This window comes from Mycobacterium tuberculosis complex sp. N0072 (assembly GCF_030323725.1).
GTDB lineage: Bacteria > Actinomycetota > Actinomycetes > Mycobacteriales > Mycobacteriaceae > Mycobacterium > Mycobacterium tuberculosis.
The window spans coordinates 2,428,456-2,450,248 of sequence record NZ_CP040689.1 but is presented as its reverse complement, the minus strand read 5'-3'; the positions used below and the strand labels follow the sequence as shown (position 1 = coordinate 2,450,248).

Below are 21,793 nucleotides of genomic sequence, written 5' to 3'. Positions count from 1 at the left end.
GGTGCAAACCCGTGCACCGTGGTCTCTGCCCGAAGCGACCCTGGCGTACTTCCCCAACGCCAGGTTCGTGTCTTCGGACAGGGACCTCGGTGCAGGGGCGGCGCCTGGAATAGCCGCGTCCCGAAGTACGGCTTGCCAGACCTGGGGAGGTATCACGGTGGCTGATCCAGGTTCGGGGCCAACCGGTTTCGGTCATGTGCCGGTATTGGCGCAACGTTGCTTCGAACTGCTTACCCCCGCACTAACCCGCTACTATCCAGACGGCTCGCAGGCGGTCCTTCTCGACGCGACCATCGGCGCGGGCGGGCATGCGGAGCGGTTTTTGGAGGGATTGCCGGGTCTGCGCCTGATCGGGCTCGACCGTGACCCAACCGCTCTGGACGTCGCGCGGTCTCGGCTGGTGCGATTCGCTGACCGACTTACCCTGGTGCACACCCGCTATGACTGTCTGGGCGCAGCGCTGGCTGAATCCGGTTATGCCGCAGTGGGATCAGTCGACGGAATCCTGTTCGATCTCGGCGTCTCATCCATGCAGCTCGACCGCGCCGAGCGGGGCTTCGCCTACGCCACGGACGCGCCATTGGACATGCGGATGGACCCGACGACGCCGTTGACCGCAGCTGACATTGTCAACACTTACGACGAGGCGGCACTAGCCGACATCCTGCGTCGCTACGGAGAGGAGCGGTTTGCTCGGCGCATCGCTGCCGGTATCGTCCGCCGACGCGCAAAAACCCCGTTCACCTCGACCGCCGAACTGGTTGCCCTGCTGTACCAGGCGATTCCAGCTCCGGCCCGGCGTGTCGGCGGGCATCCAGCCAAGCGAACATTCCAGGCGCTGCGCATCGCGGTCAACGATGAGCTGGAATCGCTGCGCACGGCCGTTCCTGCCGCGCTGGATGCCCTCGCTATCGGTGGGCGCATCGCGGTGCTGGCCTACCAGTCGCTAGAGGACAGGATCGTCAAACGGGTGTTCGCCGAGGCAGTCGCGTCGGCCACCCCTGCGGGACTTCCGGTCGAACTTCCCGGCCATGAGCCGCGATTCCGTTCGTTAACGCACGGCGCCGAACGAGCGAGTGTGGCTGAGATCGAACGCAATCCCCGCAGTACTCCAGTGCGGTTGCGGGCCCTGCAACGAGTCGAGCACCGGGCGCAATCGCAGCAATGGGCAACCGAGAAGGGTGATTCATGAGGGCCAAGCGTGAGGCACCGAAAAGCCGCAGCAGCGATCGTCGCAGGAGAGCCGACAGTCCTGCCGCGGCGACGAGGCGAACGACTACGAACTCGGCGCCGTCGCGCCGCATCCGGAGCCGTGCCGGCAAGACCTCGGCACCCGGCCGGCAGGCCCGGGTGTCGCGCCCTGGACCGCAAACCAGCCCGATGCTCAGCCCGTTCGACCGGCCGGCCCCCGCAAAGAACACCAGCCAGGCCAAGGCGCGGGCCAAGGCCCGAAAAGCCAAGGCGCCCAAGCTGGTCCGTCCTACGCCGATGGAGCGTCTCGCCGCCCGGCTCACGTCGATCGACCTGCGGCCGCGCACGTTGGCAAACAAGGTTCCGTTTGTGGTGCTGGTTATCGGTTCGCTCGGCGTCGGACTAGGCCTCACACTGTGGTTGTCCACCGATGCCGCCGAGAGGTCCTACCAGCTGAGCAACGCCCGGGAGCGGACCCGGATGCTGCAGCAGCACAAGGAAGCGCTGGAACGCGACGTACGCGAGGCTGCGTCGGCGCCGGCGCTGGCCGAGGCGGCTCGTCGCCAGGGCATGATCCCGACGAGGGATACCGCCCACCTGGTTCAGGATCCGGACGGCAATTGGGTGGTGGTCGGTACACCCAAGCCGGCTGACGGAGTTCCACCGCCGCCGCTGAACACGAAGTTGCCCGAAGATCCGCCGCCGCCCCCGAAACCCGCGGCGGTGCCCCTCGAGGTGCCGGTCCGGGTGACACCAGGCCCCGATGATCCCGCTCCGCCCGCCCGGTCTGGCCCGGAGGTGCTGGTGCGTACCCCAGACGGCACAGCGACGCTGGGCGGCGCAACCCACCTGCCCACCCAGGCCGGCCCGCAGCTGCCCGGTCCGGTGCCGATACCTGGGGCGCCGGGTCCGATGCCGGCTCCTCCGCTCGGCGCAGTGCCATCCCCGGCACCAGCGGAAAATCCGGTGCCGCTCCAGGTGGGTGCGGCGCCCCCGGCCGGGCTCCCTGGACCAGCACCGGTGGCTGCGACGCCCGGGCTGTCGGGTGGGTCGCAACCCATGGTGGCACCACCCGCTCCAGTGCCGGCCAACGGCGAACAGTTCGGTCCCGTCACGGCGCCGGTGCCAACGGCGCCGGGGGCTCCCAGGTGAGCCGCGCCGCCCCCAGGCGGGCCAGTCAGTCGCAGTCGACGCGACCGGCGCGCGGTTTGCGCCGGCCACCGGGAGCCCAGGAGGTTGGGCAACGCAAACGGCCCGGCAAAACGCAGAAAGCCCGGCAAGCCCAGGAAGCCACGAAATCCCGCCCTGCGACACGGTCAGACGTCGCACCCGCGGGTCGCTCGACTCGTGCGAGGCGCACCCGGCAGGTGGTGGACGTCGGGACGCGCGGTGCGTCGTTCGTCTTTCGGCATCGGACCGGAAACGCGGTCATCTTGGTGTTGATGTTGGTCGCGGCAACACAATTGTTCTTTCTGCAGGTATCACATGCCGCGGGCCTGCGTGCGCAGGCGGCCGGCCAACTCAAGGTCACCGACGTCCAGCCAGCGGCTCGCGGCAGCATCGTCGACCGCAACAATGACCGGCTCGCGTTCACCATCGAGGCGCGTGCCCTGACGTTCCAGCCGAAGCGGATTCGGCGGCAATTGGAAGAGGCCAGGAAGAAGACGTCGGCTGCACCCGACCCGCAGCAGCGCCTGCGCGATATCGCCCAGGAGGTCGCCGGCAAGCTGAACAACAAGCCAGATGCCGCGGCCGTGCTGAAGAAGCTGCAAAGCGACGAGACCTTCGTCTACTTGGCGCGTGCGGTCGACCCGGCTGTCGCCAGCGCGATCTGCGCGAAGTATCCCGAGGTCGGTGCGGAAAGACAGGATCTGCGTCAGTACCCGGGTGGGTCGCTGGCGGCAAACGTCGTCGGTGGCATCGACTGGGATGGTCATGGGCTGCTGGGTCTGGAGGACTCCCTGGATGCGGTGCTGGCCGGAACCGACGGATCGGTCACCTACGACCGTGGGTCAGACGGCGTCGTCATCCCCGGCAGCTACCGGAATCGGCACAAGGCGGTCCACGGTTCCACCGTCGTGCTCACCCTCGACAACGACATCCAGTTCTACGTGCAGCAGCAGGTGCAGCAGGCCAAGAACCTATCGGGGGCTCACAACGTCTCGGCCGTCGTCCTGGACGCCAAGACCGGCGAGGTGCTCGCGATGGCCAACGACAACACCTTCGACCCGTCGCAAGACATCGGGCGCCAGGGCGACAAGCAGTTGGGCAACCCGGCGGTGTCGTCGCCCTTCGAGCCGGGCTCGGTGAACAAGATCGTCGCCGCGTCCGCGGTCATCGAGCACGGGTTGAGCAGCCCCGACGAGGTGCTACAGGTGCCTGGCTCGATCCAGATGGGCGGTGTTACCGTGCATGACGCTTGGGAGCACGGCGTGATGCCCTATACCACCACGGGGGTGTTCGGAAAGTCCTCCAACGTCGGCACGCTGATGCTTTCCCAACGTGTCGGACCGGAACGCTATTACGATATGCTCCGCAAGTTCGGGTTGGGACAGCGCACCGGCGTGGGCCTGCCCGGTGAGAGCGCCGGACTGGTGCCGCCAATCGACCAGTGGTCGGGCAGTACGTTCGCTAATCTTCCTATTGGCCAAGGTCTTTCGATGACTTTGCTGCAGATGACCGGCATGTACCAGGCCATCGCCAACGATGGAGTGCGGGTACCCCCACGCATTATCAAGGCCACCGTCGCACCCGACGGCAGCCGGACCGAAGAACCGCGCCCCGACGACATTCGCGTGGTGTCGGCGCAGACCGCCCAGACCGTGCGCCAGATGCTGCGTGCCGTGGTGCAACGCGATCCGATGGGCTACCAGCAGGGTACCGGGCCGACGGCCGGGGTGCCCGGCTATCAGATGGCCGGCAAGACCGGTACCGCGCAGCAGATCAACCCTGGCTGCGGCTGCTACTTCGACGACGTGTATTGGATCACCTTCGCCGGAATCGCCACTGCCGACAATCCCCGCTACGTGATCGGCATCATGTTGGACAACCCGGCGCGCAACTCCGACGGCGCGCCTGGGCACTCGGCCGCCCCGCTGTTCCACAACATCGCGGGCTGGCTGATGCAGCGCGAAAACGGCCCGCTGTCACCCGATCCCGGGCCTCCTTTGGTCTTGCAGGCCACCTAGGGCGGCGGCGCCGGTAACGGCGCGCGCCGGTTCGTTTCGGCTCCAACAACTTTTGCGCAACATGTGCGCGCTGACGATCGGGTTGGCGGAAGCTCTTTTAAGGAAAGTGCGACATCCTGTTTCCAGATTGTTATAGGATCGAAAGCCCTGCCGACGGTGTCGCAGGTCTGGGATTCGTGAAGTCGTGCTGAGCTGGTCGGAGGTGCGGGATGTCGTTTGTGATTGCGGCGCCGGAGGTGATGGCAGCGGCCGCCACGGATTTGGCGAACATCGGGTCGTCGATCAGCGCCGCCAGTGCGGCGGCGGCAGGCCCCACGATGGGAATCCTGGCGGCCGGCGCCGACGAGGTGTCGGTGGCGATCTCGGCGTTGTTCGGGTCGCACGCCCAGGGCTATCAGACGTTGAGCGCTCAGCTGGCGGCGTATCACAACCAGTTCGTGCGGGCCCTGAACGCCGGCGCGGGCTCGTATGCCAGCGCCGAGGCCGCCAACGTGCAGCAGACCCTGCTCAACGCGATCAACGCGCCCACCCAAACGTTGCTGGGGCGCCCGTTGATCGGCAACGGCGCCGACGGGGGTCCCGGGCAAAACGGTGGGCCCGGCGGCTTGTTGTACGGCAACGGTGGTAACGGCGGGGCCGGTGACACCGCCAATCCCAACGGCGGCAACGGCGGATCGGCGGGGCTGATCGGCAACGGCGGGGCCGGAGGCGCGGGTGCGGCCACCGGAGCGGGAGGTGCGGGCGGCAATGGCGGATGGCTGTACGGCAACGGGGGGCCCGGGGGTGCGGCCGGGCTCGGCACCGCCGGGGGCGTCAGCCCCGCCGGCGGGGCCGGCGGGGCCGCCGGGCTGTGGGGCCATGGCGGGGCCGGCGGGGCCGGCGGCAGCGCATCCGGGGCACCGGGGGCCGGCGGCGCCGGTGGTGACGGAGGGCGCGGCGGGCTGCTGTACGGCGACGGCGGGGCCGGCGGGGCTGGTGGGAACGGAAGCAACGGGGTGACCGGGGTGCACGGCGGAAACGGCGGTGCCGGCGGCGCCGCCGGGCTGATCGGCAACGGTGGCGCCGGCGGTGACGGCGGTAACGGCGGGCTCAGCAACACCGGCGCCAGCGGTGGGGCGGGTGGTGCCGGCGGGGCCGCCCTGATCGGTAATGGCGGCGACGGGGGGCACGGCGGCAACGGTGGCCACGGCAACAGCGGTGGGGCCGGCGGCGCCGGTGGGGCCGGTGGGCACGTCGGGCTGATCAGCAACGGCGGCAACGGCGGTGCCGGCGGCAACGGGGGCAACGACAACAGCTCCACCCTTGCCGATGCGGGGTCCGGCGGCGCCGGCGCGGCCGGCGGCAACGGCGGGCTGTTCTACGGCAACGGCGGCGTCGGCGGGCGCGGCGGCAACGGCGGCTTCTCGTCGGCCGGCACCAGCGGCGGGGACGGCGGCATCGGCGGTGCCGGCGGGATCGGCGGGCTGATCGGCAGCGGCGGCGGCGGCGGGGACGGCGGCAACGGCGGACAGGCTCCCACGCCGGGTAATGCCGGTGACGGCGGCGCCGGCGGCAACGCCAGGCTGATCGGTGACGGCGGGCGCGGCGGCAACGGCGGGGAAGGCGGCGACGGCCCCCCAGGCGTTAAAGGCGACGGTGGTAACAGGGGCAACGGCGGCAACGCCGTGGTGATCGGCAACGGCGGCAACGGCGGGGCCGGCGGCTTCGGCATACCCGTCGGAAGTGGTGGTGCCGGCGGCAGCCGTGGTGTGCTGTTCGGCACCCCTGGAGCAAACGGCGCCGACGGCTGACCCGGGCCCCGAGCGAGCGGTCACGCAATCCGGCATTGACAGCACGCCCCAGGCGGACCATCGTTAAACACGAACGTTCGTGCTTAATGAAAGCCGCCGCCGATGCTCGTCTCGCTCATGCAGTTCGTCACCGACCTGACCCCACCCCCGCAGTTGGTCGCGGTGTGGGCCGAGGAGCGCGGCTTCGCGGGCCTGTATGTGCCGGAGAAGACGCACGTGCCGATCAGCAGGAGCACGCCGTGGCCCGGTGGAGAGCTGCCGGACTGGTATCGCCGCTGCTATGACCCGGTGGTGGCGCTGGCCGCCGCCGCGGCGGTCACGACGCGGCTGCGCGTGGGCACCGGGGCCTGCCTGGTGGCGGTGCATGATCCGATCCTGCTGGCCAAACAGATCGCCTCGCTGTGCGCCATGTCCGGCGAGCGGTTCGTGCTGGGGGTGGGTTTCGGGTGGAACGTGGAGGAGCTCGCCGACCACGGCGTGCCGTTCGCCGACCGGATCGCGGTGACGGTGGACAAGCTCGCCGCCATGCGGGCGCTATGGGCCGCAGAGCCGGTCCACTACGAGGGCACGCACGCGTCGGTGCCGCCGTCGTGGGCGTGGCCGAAACCGGCCGTGGCGCCGCCGGTGCTGTTCGGGTGCCGGCCCAGTGCGCGGGCGTTCGAGGTGATCGCCCGCCACGGCGACGGTTGGCAGCCGATCGAGGGGTACGGCGAGCTCCTGGGCGCGTTGCCGATGCTGCACGCCGCGTTCGAGCGTGCCGGGCGAGATCCGGCGACCGCCCAGGTCTGTGTGTACTCGTCGGCCGGCGACCCGGCGACCCTGCACGAGTACCGCCGGGCCGGTGTCGCGGAGGTGGCGCTCGCGCTGCCCTCGGCGGGCCGCGACCAGGTGCTGGCCGCCCTGGACCGGTCGGCCCCGCTGGTGGATGCGTTCGCCGGAGACGACCGGGAGGTCAAAAGCCATGCCTAGCGCCGACGTCGGCCGCCAAACCCGGGCGCAGATCCTGCGCGCCGCGATGGATATCGCCTCGGTGAAGGGGCTCTCGGGGCTGTCCATCGGCGAGCTTGCCGGGCGGCTGGGCATGAGCAAGTCGGGCCTGTTCCGGCATTTCGGCGCCAAGGAGCAGCTGCAGCTGGCGACCGTCGAGGCCGCCGTGAGCGTGTTCGAAGCCGAGGTCGTGGCTCCCGCGATGGCAGCGCCGCCCGGGGTGGACCGGGTGCGCGCCCTCATGCATGCGTGGGTCGGATACCTGGAACGCGACGTGTTCCCCGGCGGCTGCTTTTTCGCGGCCGCGGCCGCCGACGTGGACTCACAGCCTGGCCCGGTGCGCGACCGCATCGCCGCGACCGGGCGGGCCGGAATCGCCGCCATCACGGCCGACGTCGAAACGGCGCAACGCCGGGGCGAGATCCGGGCGGATATCGAAGCGCGCCAACTCGCGTTCGAGCTGCACGCCTACGCGATGGAGGCCAACTGGGCGCTGCTGCTGCTCGACGACGACGGCGCCGGAGAGCGGGCGCGAACGGCGATCGACGCGGCCCTGGCCAGAGTCGGCACCACCCAGGAGGGAGTCGAATCATGAAATTTGTCAACCATATTGAGCCCGTCGCGCCCCGCCGAGCCGGCGGCGCGGTCGCCGAGGTCTATGCCGAGGCCCGCCGCGAGTTCGGCCGGCTGCCCGAGCCGCTCGCCATGCTGTCCCCGGACGAGGGACTGCTCACCGCCGGCTGGGCGACGTTGCGCGAGACACTGCTGGTGGGCCAGGTGCCGCGTGGCCGCAAGGAAGCCGTCGCCGCCGCCGTCGCGGCCAGCCTGCGCTGCCCCTGGTGCGTCGACGCACACACCACCATGCTGTACGCGGCAGGCCAAACCGACACCGCCGCGGCGATCTTGGCCGGCACAGCACCTGCCGCCGGTGACCCGAACGCGCCGTATGTGGCGTGGGCGGCAGGAACCGGGACACCGGCGGGACCGCCGGCACCGTTCGGCCCGGATGTCGCCGCCGAATACCTGGGCACCGCGGTGCAATTCCACTTCATCGCACGCCTGGTCCTGGTGCTGCTGGACGAAACCTTCCTGCCGGGGGGCCCGCGCGCCCAACAGCTCATGCGCCGCGCCGGTGGACTGGTGTTCGCCCGCAAGGTGCGCGCGGAGCATCGGCCGGGCCGCTCCACCCGCCGGCTCGAGCCGCGAACGCTGCCCGACGATCTGGCATGGGCAACACCGTCCGAGCCCATAGCAACCGCGTTCGCCGCGCTCAGCCACCACCTGGACACCGCGCCGCACCTGCCGCCACCGACTCGTCAGGTGGTCAGGCGGGTCGTGGGGTCGTGGCACGGCGAGCCAATGCCGATGAGCAGTCGCTGGACGAACGAGCACACCGCCGAGCTGCCCGCCGACCTGCACGCGCCCACCCGTCTTGCCCTGCTGACCGGCCTGGCCCCGCATCAGGTGACCGACGACGACGTCGCCGCGGCCCGATCCCTGCTCGACACCGATGCGGCGCTGGTTGGCGCCCTGGCCTGGGCCGCCTTCACCGCCGCGCGGCGCATCGGCACCTGGATCGGCGCCGCCGCCGAGGGCCAGGTGTCGCGGCAAAACCCGACTGGGTGAGTGTGCGCGCCCTGTCGGTAGGGTGTCATCGCTGGCCCGAGGGATCTCGCGGCGGCGAACGGAGGTGGCGACACAGGTGGAGGCTGCGCCCACTGGCTTGCGCCCCAACGCCGTCGTGGGCGTTCGGTTGGCCGCACTGGCCGATCAGGTCGGCGCGGCCCTGGCCGAGGGTCCAGCTCAGCGTGCCGTCACCGAGGACCGGACGGTCACCGGGGTCACGCTGCGCGCCCAGGACGTGTCACCCGGTGACCTGTTCGCCGCCCTGACCGGCTCGACCACCCACGGGGCCCGCCACGTCGGCGACGCGATCGCACGCGGCGCCGTCGCGGTGCTCACCGACCCCGCCGGGGTCGCCGAGATCGCCGGACGAGCGGCCGTGCCCGTGTTGGTGCACCCCGCACCCCGCGGCGTGCTCGGCGGCTTGGCCGCCACCGTGTACGGGCATCCGTCCGAGCGGTTGACGGTTATCGGGATCACCGGAACGTCCGGCAAGACCACCACCACCTATCTGGTCGAGGCCGGGTTACGGGCTGCCGGACGCGTCGCCGGGCTGATCGGCACCATCGGCATCCGCGTCGGCGGCGCCGACCTTCCCAGCGCGCTGACCACCCCGGAGGCCCCCACGCTGCAGGCGATGCTGGCGGCGATGGTCGAACGCGGGGTGGACACCGTGGTCATGGAGGTGTCCAGCCACGCGCTGGCGCTGGGCCGGGTGGACGGCACCCGGTTCGCCGTCGGCGCCTTCACCAATCTCTCCCGTGACCACCTGGATTTCCACCCCAGCATGGCCGACTACTTCGAGGCCAAGGCGTCATTGTTCGATCCGGACTCGGCACTGCGCGCCCGCACCGCCGTGGTGTGCATCGACGACGACGCTGGGCGCGCGATGGCGGCGCGGGCCGCCGACGCGATCACCGTCAGCGCCGCCGACCGGCCCGCACACTGGCGCGCCACGGATGTGGCGCCCACGGACGCGGGCGGGCAACAATTCACCGCCATCGACCCCGCCGGCGTAGGGCATCACATCGGAATCCGGCTACCGGGCCGCTACAACGTCGCCAATTGCCTGGTCGCCCTGGCGATTCTGGACACCGTCGGGGTCTCCCCGGAACAGGCGGTGCCGGGCCTGCGTGAGATCCGGGTCCCGGGGCGGCTCGAGCAGATCGACCGCGGCCAGGGCTTTCTCGCGCTGGTCGACTACGCGCACAAACCGGAAGCGCTGCGGTCGGTGCTGACCACCTTGGCGCACCCGGACCGCCGGCTGGCGGTGGTGTTCGGCGCCGGCGGCGATCGTGACCCGGGCAAGCGGGCCCCGATGGGCCGGATAGCCGCGCAGCTGGCCGACTTGGTGGTCGTCACCGACGACAACCCGCGTGACGAAGATCCCACGGCGATCCGCCGCGAAATCCTGGCTGGGGCGGCCGAAGTCGGCGGTGATGCCCAGGTCGTCGAGATCGCAGACCGGCGGGACGCGATCCGGCACGCGGTCGCCTGGGCGCGCCCCGGCGACGTGGTGCTCATCGCCGGCAAAGGCCACGAGACCGGGCAACGCGGCGGCGGGCGGGTCCGCCCGTTCGACGACCGGGTGGAGCTGGCTGCCGCGCTAGAGGCCCTCGAGCGGCGCGCATGATCGAGCTGACCGTCGCGCAGATCGCCGAGATCGTCGGGGGCGCAGTGGCCGATATCTCCCCGCAAGACGCCGCGCACCGCCGCGTCACCGGGACCGTCGAGTTCGACTCGCGCGCCATCGGCCCGGGCGGGCTGTTCCTCGCCCTGCCGGGGGCGCGCGCCGACGGCCACGACCATGCCGCGTCGGCGGTAGCCGCGGGCGCCGCCGTCGTGCTGGCCGCCCGCCCGGTGGGGGTGCCGGCCATCGTGGTTCCGCCAGTGGCCGCGCCGAACGTATTGGCCGGCGTCCTCGAGCACGACAACGACGGGTCGGGGGCGGCGGTGCTGGCCGCGCTGGCCAAGCTGGCCACCGCGGTGGCCGCGCAGTTGGTGGCCGGCGGGCTCACCATCATCGGGATCACCGGCTCGTCGGGCAAGACGTCGACCAAGGACCTGATGGCCGCCGTGCTGGCCCCGCTGGGGGAGGTGGTGGCCCCGCCCGGATCGTTCAACAACGAGCTGGGTCACCCGTGGACGGTGCTGCGCGCGACGCGGCGCACCGACTACCTGATTTTGGAGATGGCGGCACGCCATCACGGCAACATCGCCGCGCTCGCCGAGATCGCGCCCCCGTCGATCGGAGTCGTGCTCAACGTCGGCACCGCACATTTGGGTGAGTTCGGCTCCCGCGAGGTCATCGCACAGACCAAAGCCGAACTGCCGCAGGCTGTTCCGCATTCCGGAGCGGTCGTCCTCAACGCTGATGACCCCGCGGTGGCGGCGATGGCCAAGCTGACCGCGGCCCGGGTGGTGCGGGTCAGCCGGGACAACACCGGTGACGTTTGGGCGGGGCCGGTGTCGCTGGACGAATTGGCCAGGCCGCGCTTTACGCTGCATGCCCACGATGCCCAAGCCGAGGTCCGACTCGGGGTCTGCGGCGACCACCAGGTCACTAACGCGCTGTGCGCCGCGGCGGTCGCGCTGGAGTGTGGGGCCAGCGTTGAACAGGTCGCGGCCGCGCTGACCGCGGCGCCGCCGGTGTCGCGGCATCGGATGCAGGTGACCACCCGCGGCGACGGGGTGACGGTGATCGACGACGCCTACAACGCCAACCCCGACTCCATGCGGGCCGGGCTGCAGGCGCTGGCCTGGATCGCGCACCAACCCGAGGCCACCCGCCGCAGCTGGGCGGTGCTGGGTGAGATGGCCGAGCTGGGTGAGGACGCGATAGCCGAGCACGATCGCATCGGCCGGCTCGCGGTGCGCTTAGATGTGTCTCGACTCGTTGTCGTGGGAACCGGGAGGTCGATCAGCGCCATGCACCACGGAGCGGTCCTGGAGGGGGCGTGGGGCTCGGGGGAAGCCACTGCTGATCACGGTGCGGATCGCACGGCCGTCAATGTGGCCGACGGTGACGCCGCCCTGGCACTACTGCGCGCCGAGCTGCGACCCGGGGATGTGGTCTTGGTCAAGGCCTCGAACGCGGCCGGGCTGGGTGCGGTGGCCGATGCATTGGTCGCAGACGACACATGCGGGAGTGTGCGCCCATGAGGCAGATCCTTATCGCCGTTGCCGTAGCGGTGACGGTGTCCATCTTGCTGACCCCGGTGCTGATCCGGTTGTTCACTAAGCAGGGCTTCGGCCACCAGATCCGTGAGGATGGCCCGCCCAGCCACCACACCAAGCGCGGTACGCCGTCGATGGGCGGGGTGGCGATTCTGGCCGGCATCTGGGCGGGCTACCTGGGCGCCCACCTAGCGGGCCTGGCGTTTGACGGTGAAGGCATCGGCGCATCGGGTCTGTTGGTGCTGGGCCTAGCCACCGCTTTGGGCGGCGTCGGGTTCATCGACGATCTGATCAAGATCCGCAGGTCGCGCAATCTCGGGTTGAACAAGACGGCCAAGACCGTCGGGCAGATCACCTCCGCCGTGCTGTTTGGCGTGCTGGTGCTGCAGTTCCGGAATGCTGCCGGCCTGACACCGGGCAGCGCGGATCTGTCCTACGTGCGTGAGATCGCCACCGTCACATTGGCGCCGGTGCTGTTCGTGTTGTTCTGCGTGGTCATCGTCAGCGCCTGGTCGAACGCGGTCAACTTCACCGATGGCCTGGACGGGCTGGCCGCCGGCACCATGGCGATGGTCACCGCCGCCTACGTGCTGATCACCTTCTGGCAGTACCGCAACGCGTGCGTGACGGCGCCGGGCCTGGGCTGCTACAACGTGCGCGACCCGCTGGACCTGGCGCTCATCGCGGCCGCAACCGCTGGCGCCTGCATCGGTTTTTTGTGGTGGAACGCCGCGCCCGCCAAGATCTTCATGGGTGACACTGGGTCGCTGGCGTTGGGCGGCGTCATCGCGGGGTTGTCGGTGACCAGCCGCACCGAGATCCTTGCGGTGGTGCTGGGTGCGCTGTTCGTCGCCGAGATCACCTCGGTGGTGTTGCAAATCCTGACCTTCCGGACCACCGGGCGCCGGATGTTTCGGATGGCGCCCTTCCACCACCATTTCGAGTTGGTCGGTTGGGCTGAAACCACGGTCATCATCCGGTTCTGGCTGCTCACCGCGATCACCTGCGGTCTGGGCGTGGCCTTGTTCTACGGTGAGTGGCTTGCCGCGGTCGGTGCCTGACGTGCTTGACCCTCTGGGGCCGGGTGCGCCCGTGTTGGTAGCCGGTGGCCGGGTGACCGGTCAGGCGGTGGCCGCGGTGCTGACTCGGTTTGGTGCGACGCCGACGGTGTGCGACGACGATCCGGTCATGCTGCGACCGCACGCCGAACGTGGGCTGCCGACCGTTAGTTCCTCGGACGCGGTGCAGCAGATAACCGGGTATGCGCTGGTGGTCGCCAGTCCCGGCTTCTCGCCCGCAACCCCGCTACTGGCCGCGGCCGCGGCGGCGGGGGTGCCGATCTGGGGTGACGTGGAGTTAGCCTGGCGGCTAGACGCAGCGGGCTGCTACGGACCGCCGCGCAGCTGGCTGGTGGTGACCGGCACCAACGGCAAGACCACCACGACGTCGATGCTGCACGCCATGCTGATCGCCGGTGGCCGCCGCGCCGTGCTGTGCGGCAATATCGGCAGTGCGGTGCTGGATGTGCTGGACGAGCCGGCCGAGCTGCTGGCCGTGGAGTTGTCCAGTTTCCAGCTGCACTGGGCGCCGTCGCTGCGGCCCGAGGCCGGCGCGGTGCTCAACATTGCCGAAGACCACCTGGACTGGCATGCCACGATGGCCGAATACACCGCGGCCAAGGCCCGGGTGCTGACCGGCGGGGTAGCGGTGGCCGGGCTGGATGACAGCCGAGCGGCCGCACTGCTGGACGGCTCACCGGCGCAGGTGCGGGTCGGCTTCCGGCTCGGCGAGCCGGCCGCGGGGGAACTGGGCGTGCGCGACGCCCACCTGGTCGATCGCGCCTTCTCCGACGACTTGACGCTGCTGCCGGTCGCGTCGATACCGGTGCCAGGTCCGGTCGGCGTGCTTGACGCCCTGGCCGCGGCGGCGCTGGCCCGCTCGGTCGGGGTGCCCGCCGGTGCGATCGCCGACGCGGTCACGTCGTTTCGAGTGGGCCGACACCGCGCCGAGGTGGTGGCCGTTGCCGACGGCATCACCTACGTGGACGACTCCAAGGCCACCAACCCGCACGCCGCGCGGGCTTCGGTGCTTGCATACCCGAGGGTGGTATGGATCGCCGGTGGCCTGCTCAAGGGCGCGTCGCTTCACGCCGAGGTTGCGGCGATGGCGTCGCGGCTGGTCGGTGCGGTGCTGATCGGCCGGGATCGCGCAGCGGTTGCCGAGGCGTTATCACGACACGCGCCCGATGTCCCAGTCGTTCAGGTTGTGGCAGGCGAGGATACTGGTATGCCTGCGACTGTTGAGGTTCCTGTTGCTTGTGTTCTAGATGTGGCAAAAGATGACAAAGCCGGTGAGACCGTTGGCGCTGCCGTGATGACCGCTGCGGTGGCCGCGGCCCGGCGGATGGCCCAACCCGGTGACACCGTGCTGCTGGCACCGGCCGGCGCCTCATTCGACCAGTTCACCGGTTATGCCGACCGGGGCGAGGCATTCGCGACCGCGGTCCGCGCGGTGATCCGGTAGGCGGGGGCAGCGTGCTAACCCGGTTGCTGCGTCGGGGCACCAGCGACACCGACGGCTCCCAGACTCGAGGGGCCGAGCCGGTCGAGGGGCAGCGGACGGGCCCGGAAGAAGCCTCTAACCCGGGTTCGGCGAGGCCCCGCACCCGTTTCGGTGCCTGGCTGGGCCGTCCGATGACCTCGTTTCACCTCATCATCGCCGTTGCCGCATTGCTGACCACCCTTGGACTGATCATGGTGCTGTCGGCATCGGCGGTGCGGTCCTACGACGACGACGGATCGGCTTGGGTGATCTTCGGCAAGCAGGTCTTGTGGACGCTTGTGGGTCTTATCGGCGGCTATGTCTGTCTGCGGATGTCGGTGCGGTTCATGCGGCGCATCGCCTTCTCCGGTTTCGCGATCACCATCGTGATGCTGGTGCTGGTGCTGGTGCCGGGGATCGGCAAGGAGGCCAACGGCTCGCGCGGCTGGTTCGTGGTCGCGGGCTTCTCGATGCAGCCCTCTGAGCTGGCTAAGATGGCGTTCGCCATCTGGGGAGCGCATCTGCTGGCCGCCCGGCGCATGGAACGGGCTTCACTGCGCGAGATGCTGATTCCACTGGTGCCGGCCGCCGTCGTTGCGCTGGCGCTGATCGTGGCCCAGCCCGACCTCGGACAGACCGTGTCGATGGGCATCATCTTGTTGGGCCTGCTGTGGTATGCGGGGCTGCCGCTGCGCGTCTTCCTCAGCTCACTGGCGGCGGTCGTCGTCTCGGCCGCCATCCTGGCGGTGTCCGCGGGCTACCGATCCGACCGGGTGCGGTCGTGGCTCAACCCCGAAAACGATCCGCAAGACTCCGGCTACCAGGCCCGACAGGCAAAGTTCGCGCTGGCTCAAGGTGGCATTTTCGGCGACGGTCTGGGCCAAGGCGTGGCCAAGTGGAACTACTTGCCCAACGCCCACAACGACTTCATTTTCGCCATCATCGGCGAAGAGCTGGGTCTCGTCGGCGCGCTCGGACTGCTGGGGCTATTCGGATTGTTCGCCTACACCGGCATGCGCATCGCTAGCCGGTCCGCCGACCCGTTCCTGCGGCTGCTGACCGCCACCACGACACTGTGGGTGCTGGGACAGGCGTTCATCAACATCGGCTATGTGATCGGGCTGCTGCCCGTCACCGGCCTGCAGCTGCCGCTCATCTCCGCCGGTGGAACCTCCACGGCCGCAACACTTTCGCTGATAGGCATCATCGCCAACGCGGCTCGCCACGAACCGGAGGCGGTGGCCGCGCTGCGGGCTGGGCGCGACGACAAGGTGAACCGGTTGCTGCGGCTGCCGCTGCCCGAGCCGTATCTGCCCCCTCGTCTCGAGGCGTTTCGTGACCGCAAGCGCGCCAACCCGCAACCGGCCCAAACGCAGCCCGCGCGGAAGACCCCCCGCACGGCGCCCGGACAGCCTGCCCGGCAGATGGGCCTGCCCCCGCGACCCGGCTCGCCCCGCACGGCCGATCCGCCGGTTCGTCGATCAGTGCATCATGGAGCTGGCCAGCGGTACGCGGGCCAGCGTCGCACACGGCGCGTTCGGGCATTGGAAGGTCAGCGTTACGGGTGAAGGACACGGTCAGCCAGCCGGTCGGCGGGCGCGGGGCAACGGCGCCCCGGCCCGCCGATGCCGCCTCGCCGTCTTGTGGTTCCTCGCCGTCTGCTGATTCCTTGTCGGTCGTTCTCGCCGGCGGCGGGACCGCCGGGCACGTCGAGCCCGCCATGGCCGTCGCCGACGCCTTGGTCGCGTTGGATCCGCGCGTCCGGATTACCGCGTTGGGCACCCTCCGTGGACTAGAGACCAGGCTGGTGCCCCAGCGCGGCTACCACCTGGAGCTGATCACGGCGGTGCCGATGCCGCGCAAGCCCGGCGGCGACCTGGCCCGGCTGCCGTCGCGGGTGTGGCGCGCCGTCCGGGAGGCCCGGGACGTGCTCGACGATGTCGACGCCGACGTCGTCGTCGGTTTCGGTGGGTACGTCGCGCTACCGGCTTACCTAGCCGCTCGCGGCCTGCCTTTGCCGCCCCGGCGCCGGCGCCGGATCCCGGTGGTGATCCACGAAGCCAACGCCAGGGCGGGACTGGCCAACCGGGTCGGCGCCCATACCGCGGACCGGGTGCTCTCCGCGGTGCCGGATTCCGGGCTGCGGCGCGCCGAGGTGGTTGGGGTCCCGGTCCGTGCGTCGATCGCCGCGCTGGACCGCGCGGTGCTGCGAGCCGAGGCGCGGGCACACTTCGGCTTCCCCGACGACGCGCGGGTGCTGCTGGTGTTCGGGGGTTCGCAGGGCGCGGTCTCGCTCAACCGGGCGGTGTCCGGCGCCGCCGCCGACCTGGCCGCCGCCGGTGTTTGCGTGCTGCATGCCCATGGACCCCAGAACGTGCTGGAGTTGCGCCGTCGGGCTCAAGGTGACCCACCGTACGTGGCGGTGCCCTATTTGGACCGGATGGAGCTGGCCTACGCCGCCGCCGATCTGGTGATCTGCCGGGCCGGGGCGATGACGGTCGCCGAAGTATCCGCCGTCGGTCTGCCGGCCATCTACGTGCCGCTGCCGATCGGCAACGGTGAACAGCGGCTGAATGCGTTGCCGGTAGTCAATGCCGGCGGCGGCATGGTGGTCGCCGACGCCGCCCTGACCCCCGAGTTGGTGGCCCGCCAGGTTGCCGGGCTGCTCACCGACCCCGCGCGGCTGGCCGCGATGACCGCGGCCGCAGCCAGGGTGGGACATCGCGATGCCGCGGGCCAGGTGGCCCGGGCCGCGCTGGCCGTCGCCACCGGGGCCGGTGCCAGGACAACGACGTGAGCACCGAGCAGTTGCCGCCCGATCTGCGGCGGGTGCACATGGTCGGCATCGGCGGAGCTGGCATGTCGGGCATCGCCCGAATCCTGCTGGACCGCGGCGGGCTGGTCTCCGGGTCAGACGCCAAGGAGTCGCGCGGTGTGCATGCGCTGCGGGCGCGGGGCGCGTTGATCCGGATCGGACACGACGCGTCGTCGCTGGACCTGTTGCCCGGTGGCGCCACGGCGGTCGTCACTACCCATGCCGCCATCCCCAAAACCAACCCCGAGCTCGTCGAAGCGAGGCGCCGCGGCATTCCCGTGGTGCTGCGGCCGGCCGTGCTGGCCAAGTTGATGGCCGGGCGCACCACATTGATGGTCACCGGCACGCACGGCAAGACAACGACGACGTCCATGCTGATCGTCGCCCTGCAGCACTGCGGGCTTGACCCGTCCTTTGCGGTCGGCGGTGAGCTGGGGGAGGCCGGTACCAACGCCCATCACGGCAGTGGCGACTGTTTCGTCGCCGAAGCCGACGAAAGCGATGGCTCGCTGTTGCAGTACACACCCCACGTCGCGGTGATCACCAACATCGAGTCCGATCACCTGGACTTCTACGGCAGCGTCGAGGCGTATGTTGCGGTGTTCGACTCCTTCGTGGAGCGCATTGTCCCCGGGGGTGCGCTGGTGGTGTGCACTGACGACCCCGGAGGGGCCGCGCTGGCTCAGCGCGCGACTGAGCTGGGAATTCGAGTGCTGCGATACGGGTCGGTGCCGGGTGAGACCATGGCAGCCACGTTGGTCTCGTGGCAGCAACAGGGGGTCGGCGCGGTCGCACATATCCGGTTGGCCTCAGAACTAGCCACAGCACAGGGTCCCCGCGTGATGCGGCTGTCGGTGCCCGGGCGACACATGGCGCTCAACGCGCTGGGAGCGCTGCTGGCCGCGGTGCAGATCGGCGCCCCGGCCGACGAGGTGCTCGACGGGCTGGCCGGCTTCGAAGGAGTGCGGCGACGATTCGAACTGGTTGGGACCTGCGGCGTCGGAAAGGCGTCGGTGCGCGTGTTCGATGACTACGCCCACCACCCGACGGAGATCAGCGCGACACTGGCGGCGGCGCGCATGGTGCTCGAACAGGGCGACGGTGGCCGCTGCATGGTTGTGTTTCAACCCCATTTGTATTCGCGGACAAAGGCATTCGCTGCTGAGTTTGGGCGTGCGCTGAATGCCGCTGACGAGGTGTTCGTACTCGACGTCTACGGAGCTCGTGAACAACCGCTGGCCGGTGTCAGCGGAGCCAGCGTCGCTGAGCACGTCACTGTGCCGATGCGCTACGTCCCGGATTTTTCGGCGGTCGCACAGCAAGTGGCCGCCGCCGCTAGTCCGGGCGACGTCATCGTCACGATGGGTGCCGGAGACGTGACCTTGCTGGGCCCGGAAATCCTGACCGCCCTTCGGGTCCGGGCCAACCGAAGCGCCCCCGGCCGTCCGGGGGTGCTGGGATGACGGAACACAACGAGGACCCACAGATCGAGCGCGTGGCCGACGACGCCGCCGACGAGGAGGCGGTTACGGAGCCGTTGGCCACCGAATCGAAGGACGAACCGGCCGAGCACCCAGAATTCGAAGGGCCGCGTCGGCGCGCCCGCCGCGAACGTGCCGAACGTCGCGCCGCGCAGGCTCGAGCTACCGCGATCGAGCAGGCTCGCCGCGCGGCCAAACGGCGAGCCCGCGGGCAGATCGTCAGTGAGCAGAACCCCGCCAAACCGGCCGCCCGAGGTGTTGTTCGAGGGCTGAAGGCGCTGCTCGCGACGGTCGTGCTGGCCGTCGTCGGGATCGGGCTTGGGCTCGCGCTGTACTTCACGCCGGCGATGTCGGCCCGCGAGATCGTGATCATCGGGATCGGGGCGGTGAGCCGCGAGGAGGTTCTCGACGCCGCCAGAGTGCGGCCGGCAACGCCGTTGCTGCAGATCGACACCCAACAGGTTGCTGACCGAGTGGCCACGATCCGGCGGGTGGCCAGTGCGCGGGTGCAGCGGCAGTACCCGTCGGCCTTGCGGATCACCATCGTCGAGCGGGTCCCGGTGGTGGTCAAGGATTTTTCGGACGGCCCGCACCTTTTTGACCGCGACGGCGTCGACTTCGCGACCGATCCGCCACCGCCGGCGTTGCCTTATTTCGATGTGGACAATCCCGGTCCTAGCGATCCGACGACCAAGGCGGCGCTGCAGGTGTTGACCGCGCTGCATCCTGAAGTTGCAAGCCAGGTGGGGCGGATCGCGGCCCCGTCGGTGGCCTCGATCACCCTGACGTTGGCCGATGGCCGCGTGGTGATCTGGGGAACCACCGACCGCTGCGAAGAGAAGGCCGAAAAGCTGGCGGCGCTGTTGACCCAGCCAGGCAGAACGTACGACGTGTCCAGCCCCGACCTGCCGACCGTGAAATAGCCGAAAAAATGCCCGCCGCGTATCGGCGCGCCTGCACGGTTAGCAACCGTCGTAGCCATACGGTTCTGACTACGAGCAACTACTTGACATAACTCTAAGCCTATGGTTGAGGTTGAGAGTTTGCCAGCAGACACACCGAAGAACCGAGCCCCACCAGGGAGGAAGCCGAACGATGACCCCCCCGCACAACTACCTGGCCGTCATCAAGGTCGTGGGTATCGGTGGTGGCGGTGTCAACGCCGTCAACCGAATGATCGAGCAGGGCCTCAAAGGCGTGGAATTCATCGCGATCAACACCGACGCCCAGGCGTTGTTGATGAGCGATGCCGACGTCAAACTCGACGTCGGCCGCGACTCCACCCGCGGGCTGGGCGCCGGCGCCGATCCGGAGGTCGGCCGTAAGGCCGCCGAGGACGCCAAGGACGAGATCGAAGAGCTGCTGCGCGGTGCCGACATGGTGTTTGTCACCGCCGGCGAGGGGGGCGGAACCGGCACCGGGGGGGCACCCGTCGTCGCCAGCATCGCCCGCAAGCTGGGCGCGTTGACCGTCGGTGTGGTCACCCGGCCGTTCTCGTTCGAGGGCAAGCGACGCAGCAATCAGGCCGAAAATGGCATCGCGGCGCTGCGGGAGAGTTGCGACACCCTCATCGTGATTCCCAACGACCGGTTGCTGCAGATGGGAGATGCCGCGGTATCGCTGATGGATGCTTTCCGTAGCGCCGACGAGGTGCTGCTCAACGGCGTGCAGGGCATCACCGACCTGATTACCACCCCGGGTCTAATCAACGTCGACTTCGCCGACGTCAAGGGCATCATGTCCGGTGCCGGCACCGCACTGATGGGCATCGGCTCGGCCCGGGGCGAAGGCCGGTCGCTCAAAGCGGCCGAGATCGCCATCAACTCGCCGTTGCTGGAAGCCTCGATGGAGGGCGCGCAAGGCGTGCTGATGTCGATCGCCGGCGGCAGCGACTTGGGCTTGTTCGAGATCAACGAGGCGGCCTCGTTGGTACAAGACGCCGCTCACCCCGATGCCAACATCATCTTCGGCACCGTCATCGACGATTCGCTCGGTGACGAGGTGCGGGTGACCGTGATCGCGGCCGGCTTCGACGTCAGCGGTCCCGGCCGCAAGCCGGTGATGGGCGAGACCGGCGGCGCCCACCGGATCGAGTCAGCCAAGGCAGGCAAGCTCACCTCGACCTTGTTCGAGCCGGTCGACGCCGTCAGCGTGCCGTTGCACACCAACGGCGCAACCCTGAGCATCGGCGGTGATGACGACGATGTCGACGTGCCGCCCTTCATGCGCCGCTGAGAGCATCGGCTTGCTCGCCAGTACGCGGCACATCGCCCGCGGCGATACTGGGAACGTGAGTGTTCGCATCCGTCGGGTCACCACCACCCGGGCAGGTGGTGTGTCGGCCCCACCGTTCGACACCTTCAACCTCGGCGACCACGTTGGTGACGACCCGGCCGCGGTGGCGGCAAACCGCGCTCGGCTGGCCGCAGCCATCGGACTGCCCGGCAACCGAGTGGTGTGGATGAACCAGGTGCACGGGGATCGGGTCGAGCTGGTCGACCAGCCGCGCAATACGGCACTCGATGACACCGACGGATTGGTGACCGCTACACCCCGATTGGCGCTGGCGGTTGTGACCGCCGACTGCGTGCCGGTGCTGATGGCCGACGCACGGGCCGGTATCGCCGCCGCGGTTCATGCCGGTCGGGCAGGCGCGCAGCGCGGTGTGGTGGTTCGCGCGCTGGAGGTGATGTTGAGCCTGGGTGCCCAGGTCCGCGACATCTCGGCACTGTTGGGTCCCGCGGTCAGTGGTCGCAACTACGAAGTGCCCGCAGCGATGGCCGATGAGGTCGAGGCGGCGTTGCCGGGCAGCCGCACCACCACCGCTGCCGGCACTCCCGGAGTCGACCTGCGCGCCGGAATCGCTTGCCAGCTCCGCGATTTGGGTGTTGAGTCTATCGACGTCGATCCCCGCTGCACGGTGGCCGATCCGACGTTGTTCAGCCACCGCCGCGATGCGCCCACCGGACGGTTCGCGTCGTTGGTGTGGATGGAATGACC

General features: G+C 69.8%; 17 protein-coding genes. All 17 read left to right on the top strand.

Going from position 1 to position 21,793, the window contains the following annotated elements; genetic code table 11:
* Window position 1 precedes the first annotated feature (1 nt).
* Window positions 2-1,192 carry a 16S rRNA (cytosine(1402)-N(4))-methyltransferase RsmH gene (gene rsmH, locus FF952_RS11470; protein ID WP_003411221.1) on the top strand — a complete coding sequence of 397 codons (1,191 nt, stop codon included), beginning with the start codon at window positions 2-4 and terminating at the stop codon, window positions 1,190-1,192.
* Complete coding sequence (gene ftsL / locus FF952_RS11465) at window positions 1,189-2,343, top strand: cell division protein FtsL (protein WP_003899197.1); 1,155 nt, start codon at window positions 1,189-1,191, stop codon at window positions 2,341-2,343. Before rsmH ends, ftsL begins: the two co-directional genes overlap by 4 nt.
* Window positions 2,340-4,379, top strand: coding sequence for a D,D-transpeptidase PbpB (gene pbpB, locus FF952_RS11460; RefSeq protein WP_003904798.1), 2,040 nt, complete (start codon window positions 2,340-2,342; stop codon window positions 4,377-4,379). Before ftsL ends, pbpB begins: the two co-directional genes overlap by 4 nt.
* A 209-nt stretch (window positions 4,380-4,588) precedes the next feature.
* The gene (locus FF952_RS11455; RefSeq protein ID WP_031653889.1) at window positions 4,589-6,169 is read left to right on the top strand and encodes a PE family protein; all 1,581 of its coding nucleotides are present in this window, start codon (window positions 4,589-4,591) and stop codon (window positions 6,167-6,169) included.
* A gap of 102 nt (window positions 6,170-6,271) precedes the next feature.
* Window positions 6,272-7,138, top strand: coding sequence for a TIGR03619 family F420-dependent LLM class oxidoreductase (locus FF952_RS11450; protein WP_003411201.1), 867 nt, complete (start codon window positions 6,272-6,274; stop codon window positions 7,136-7,138).
* A complete protein-coding gene (locus FF952_RS11445) occupies window positions 7,131-7,751 on the top strand; it encodes a TetR/AcrR family transcriptional regulator (protein ID WP_003411199.1) in 621 nt (206 codons plus the stop codon). Before FF952_RS11450 ends, FF952_RS11445 begins: the two co-directional genes overlap by 8 nt.
* Complete coding sequence (locus FF952_RS11440; protein WP_003899194.1) at window positions 7,748-8,782, top strand: alkyl hydroperoxide reductase; 1,035 nt, start codon at window positions 7,748-7,750, stop codon at window positions 8,780-8,782. Before FF952_RS11445 ends, FF952_RS11440 begins: the two co-directional genes overlap by 4 nt.
* A gap of 22 nt (window positions 8,783-8,804) precedes the next feature.
* A complete protein-coding gene (locus FF952_RS11435; protein ID WP_003411189.1) occupies window positions 8,805-10,412 on the top strand; it encodes a UDP-N-acetylmuramoyl-L-alanyl-D-glutamate--2,6-diaminopimelate ligase in 1,608 nt (535 codons plus the stop codon).
* Window positions 10,409-11,941: a UDP-N-acetylmuramoyl-tripeptide--D-alanyl-D-alanine ligase gene (locus FF952_RS11430; protein WP_003411187.1), complete on the top strand. Its 1,533-nt coding sequence runs from the start codon at window positions 10,409-10,411 to the stop codon at window positions 11,939-11,941. Before FF952_RS11435 ends, FF952_RS11430 begins: the two co-directional genes overlap by 4 nt.
* On the top strand, window positions 11,938-13,017 hold the full coding sequence (gene mraY, locus FF952_RS11425) for a phospho-N-acetylmuramoyl-pentapeptide-transferase (RefSeq protein ID WP_003411171.1): 1,080 nt from the start codon (window positions 11,938-11,940) through the stop codon (window positions 13,015-13,017). The genes FF952_RS11430 and mraY overlap by 4 nt, the downstream gene beginning before the upstream one ends.
* A 1-nt stretch (window position 13,018) precedes the next feature.
* Window positions 13,019-14,479 carry a UDP-N-acetylmuramoyl-L-alanine--D-glutamate ligase gene (gene murD / locus FF952_RS11420; protein ID WP_003901342.1) on the top strand — a complete coding sequence of 487 codons (1,461 nt, stop codon included), beginning with the start codon at window positions 13,019-13,021 and terminating at the stop codon, window positions 14,477-14,479.
* An 11-nt stretch (window positions 14,480-14,490) separates the two neighbouring features.
* On the top strand, window positions 14,491-16,065 hold the full coding sequence (ftsW, locus tag FF952_RS11415) for a putative lipid II flippase FtsW (protein ID WP_003411165.1): 1,575 nt from the start codon (window positions 14,491-14,493) through the stop codon (window positions 16,063-16,065).
* Entirely contained in the window at window positions 16,062-17,294 is a 1,233-nt protein-coding gene (gene murG, locus FF952_RS11410; protein ID WP_031653888.1) for an undecaprenyldiphospho-muramoylpentapeptide beta-N-acetylglucosaminyltransferase, read from the top strand. Before ftsW ends, murG begins: the two co-directional genes overlap by 4 nt.
* Window positions 17,291-18,775: a UDP-N-acetylmuramate--L-alanine ligase gene (murC, locus tag FF952_RS11405; protein ID WP_003411159.1), complete on the top strand. Its 1,485-nt coding sequence runs from the start codon at window positions 17,291-17,293 to the stop codon at window positions 18,773-18,775. Before murG ends, murC begins: the two co-directional genes overlap by 4 nt.
* The gene (gene ftsQ, locus FF952_RS11400; protein WP_003411157.1) at window positions 18,772-19,716 is read left to right on the top strand and encodes a cell division protein FtsQ; all 945 of its coding nucleotides are present in this window, start codon (window positions 18,772-18,774) and stop codon (window positions 19,714-19,716) included. Before murC ends, ftsQ begins: the two co-directional genes overlap by 4 nt.
* Window positions 19,717-19,888: 172 nt before the next feature.
* On the top strand, window positions 19,889-21,028 hold the full coding sequence (gene ftsZ, locus FF952_RS11395; RefSeq protein WP_003411144.1) for a cell division protein FtsZ: 1,140 nt from the start codon (window positions 19,889-19,891) through the stop codon (window positions 21,026-21,028).
* Window positions 21,029-21,083: 55 nt separating this feature from the next.
* Window positions 21,084-21,791, top strand: a complete 708-nt coding sequence (gene pgeF / locus FF952_RS11390) for a peptidoglycan editing factor PgeF (protein ID WP_003911777.1) — start codon at window positions 21,084-21,086, stop codon at window positions 21,789-21,791.
* The last annotated feature ends 2 nt before the right edge of the window (window positions 21,792-21,793 follow it).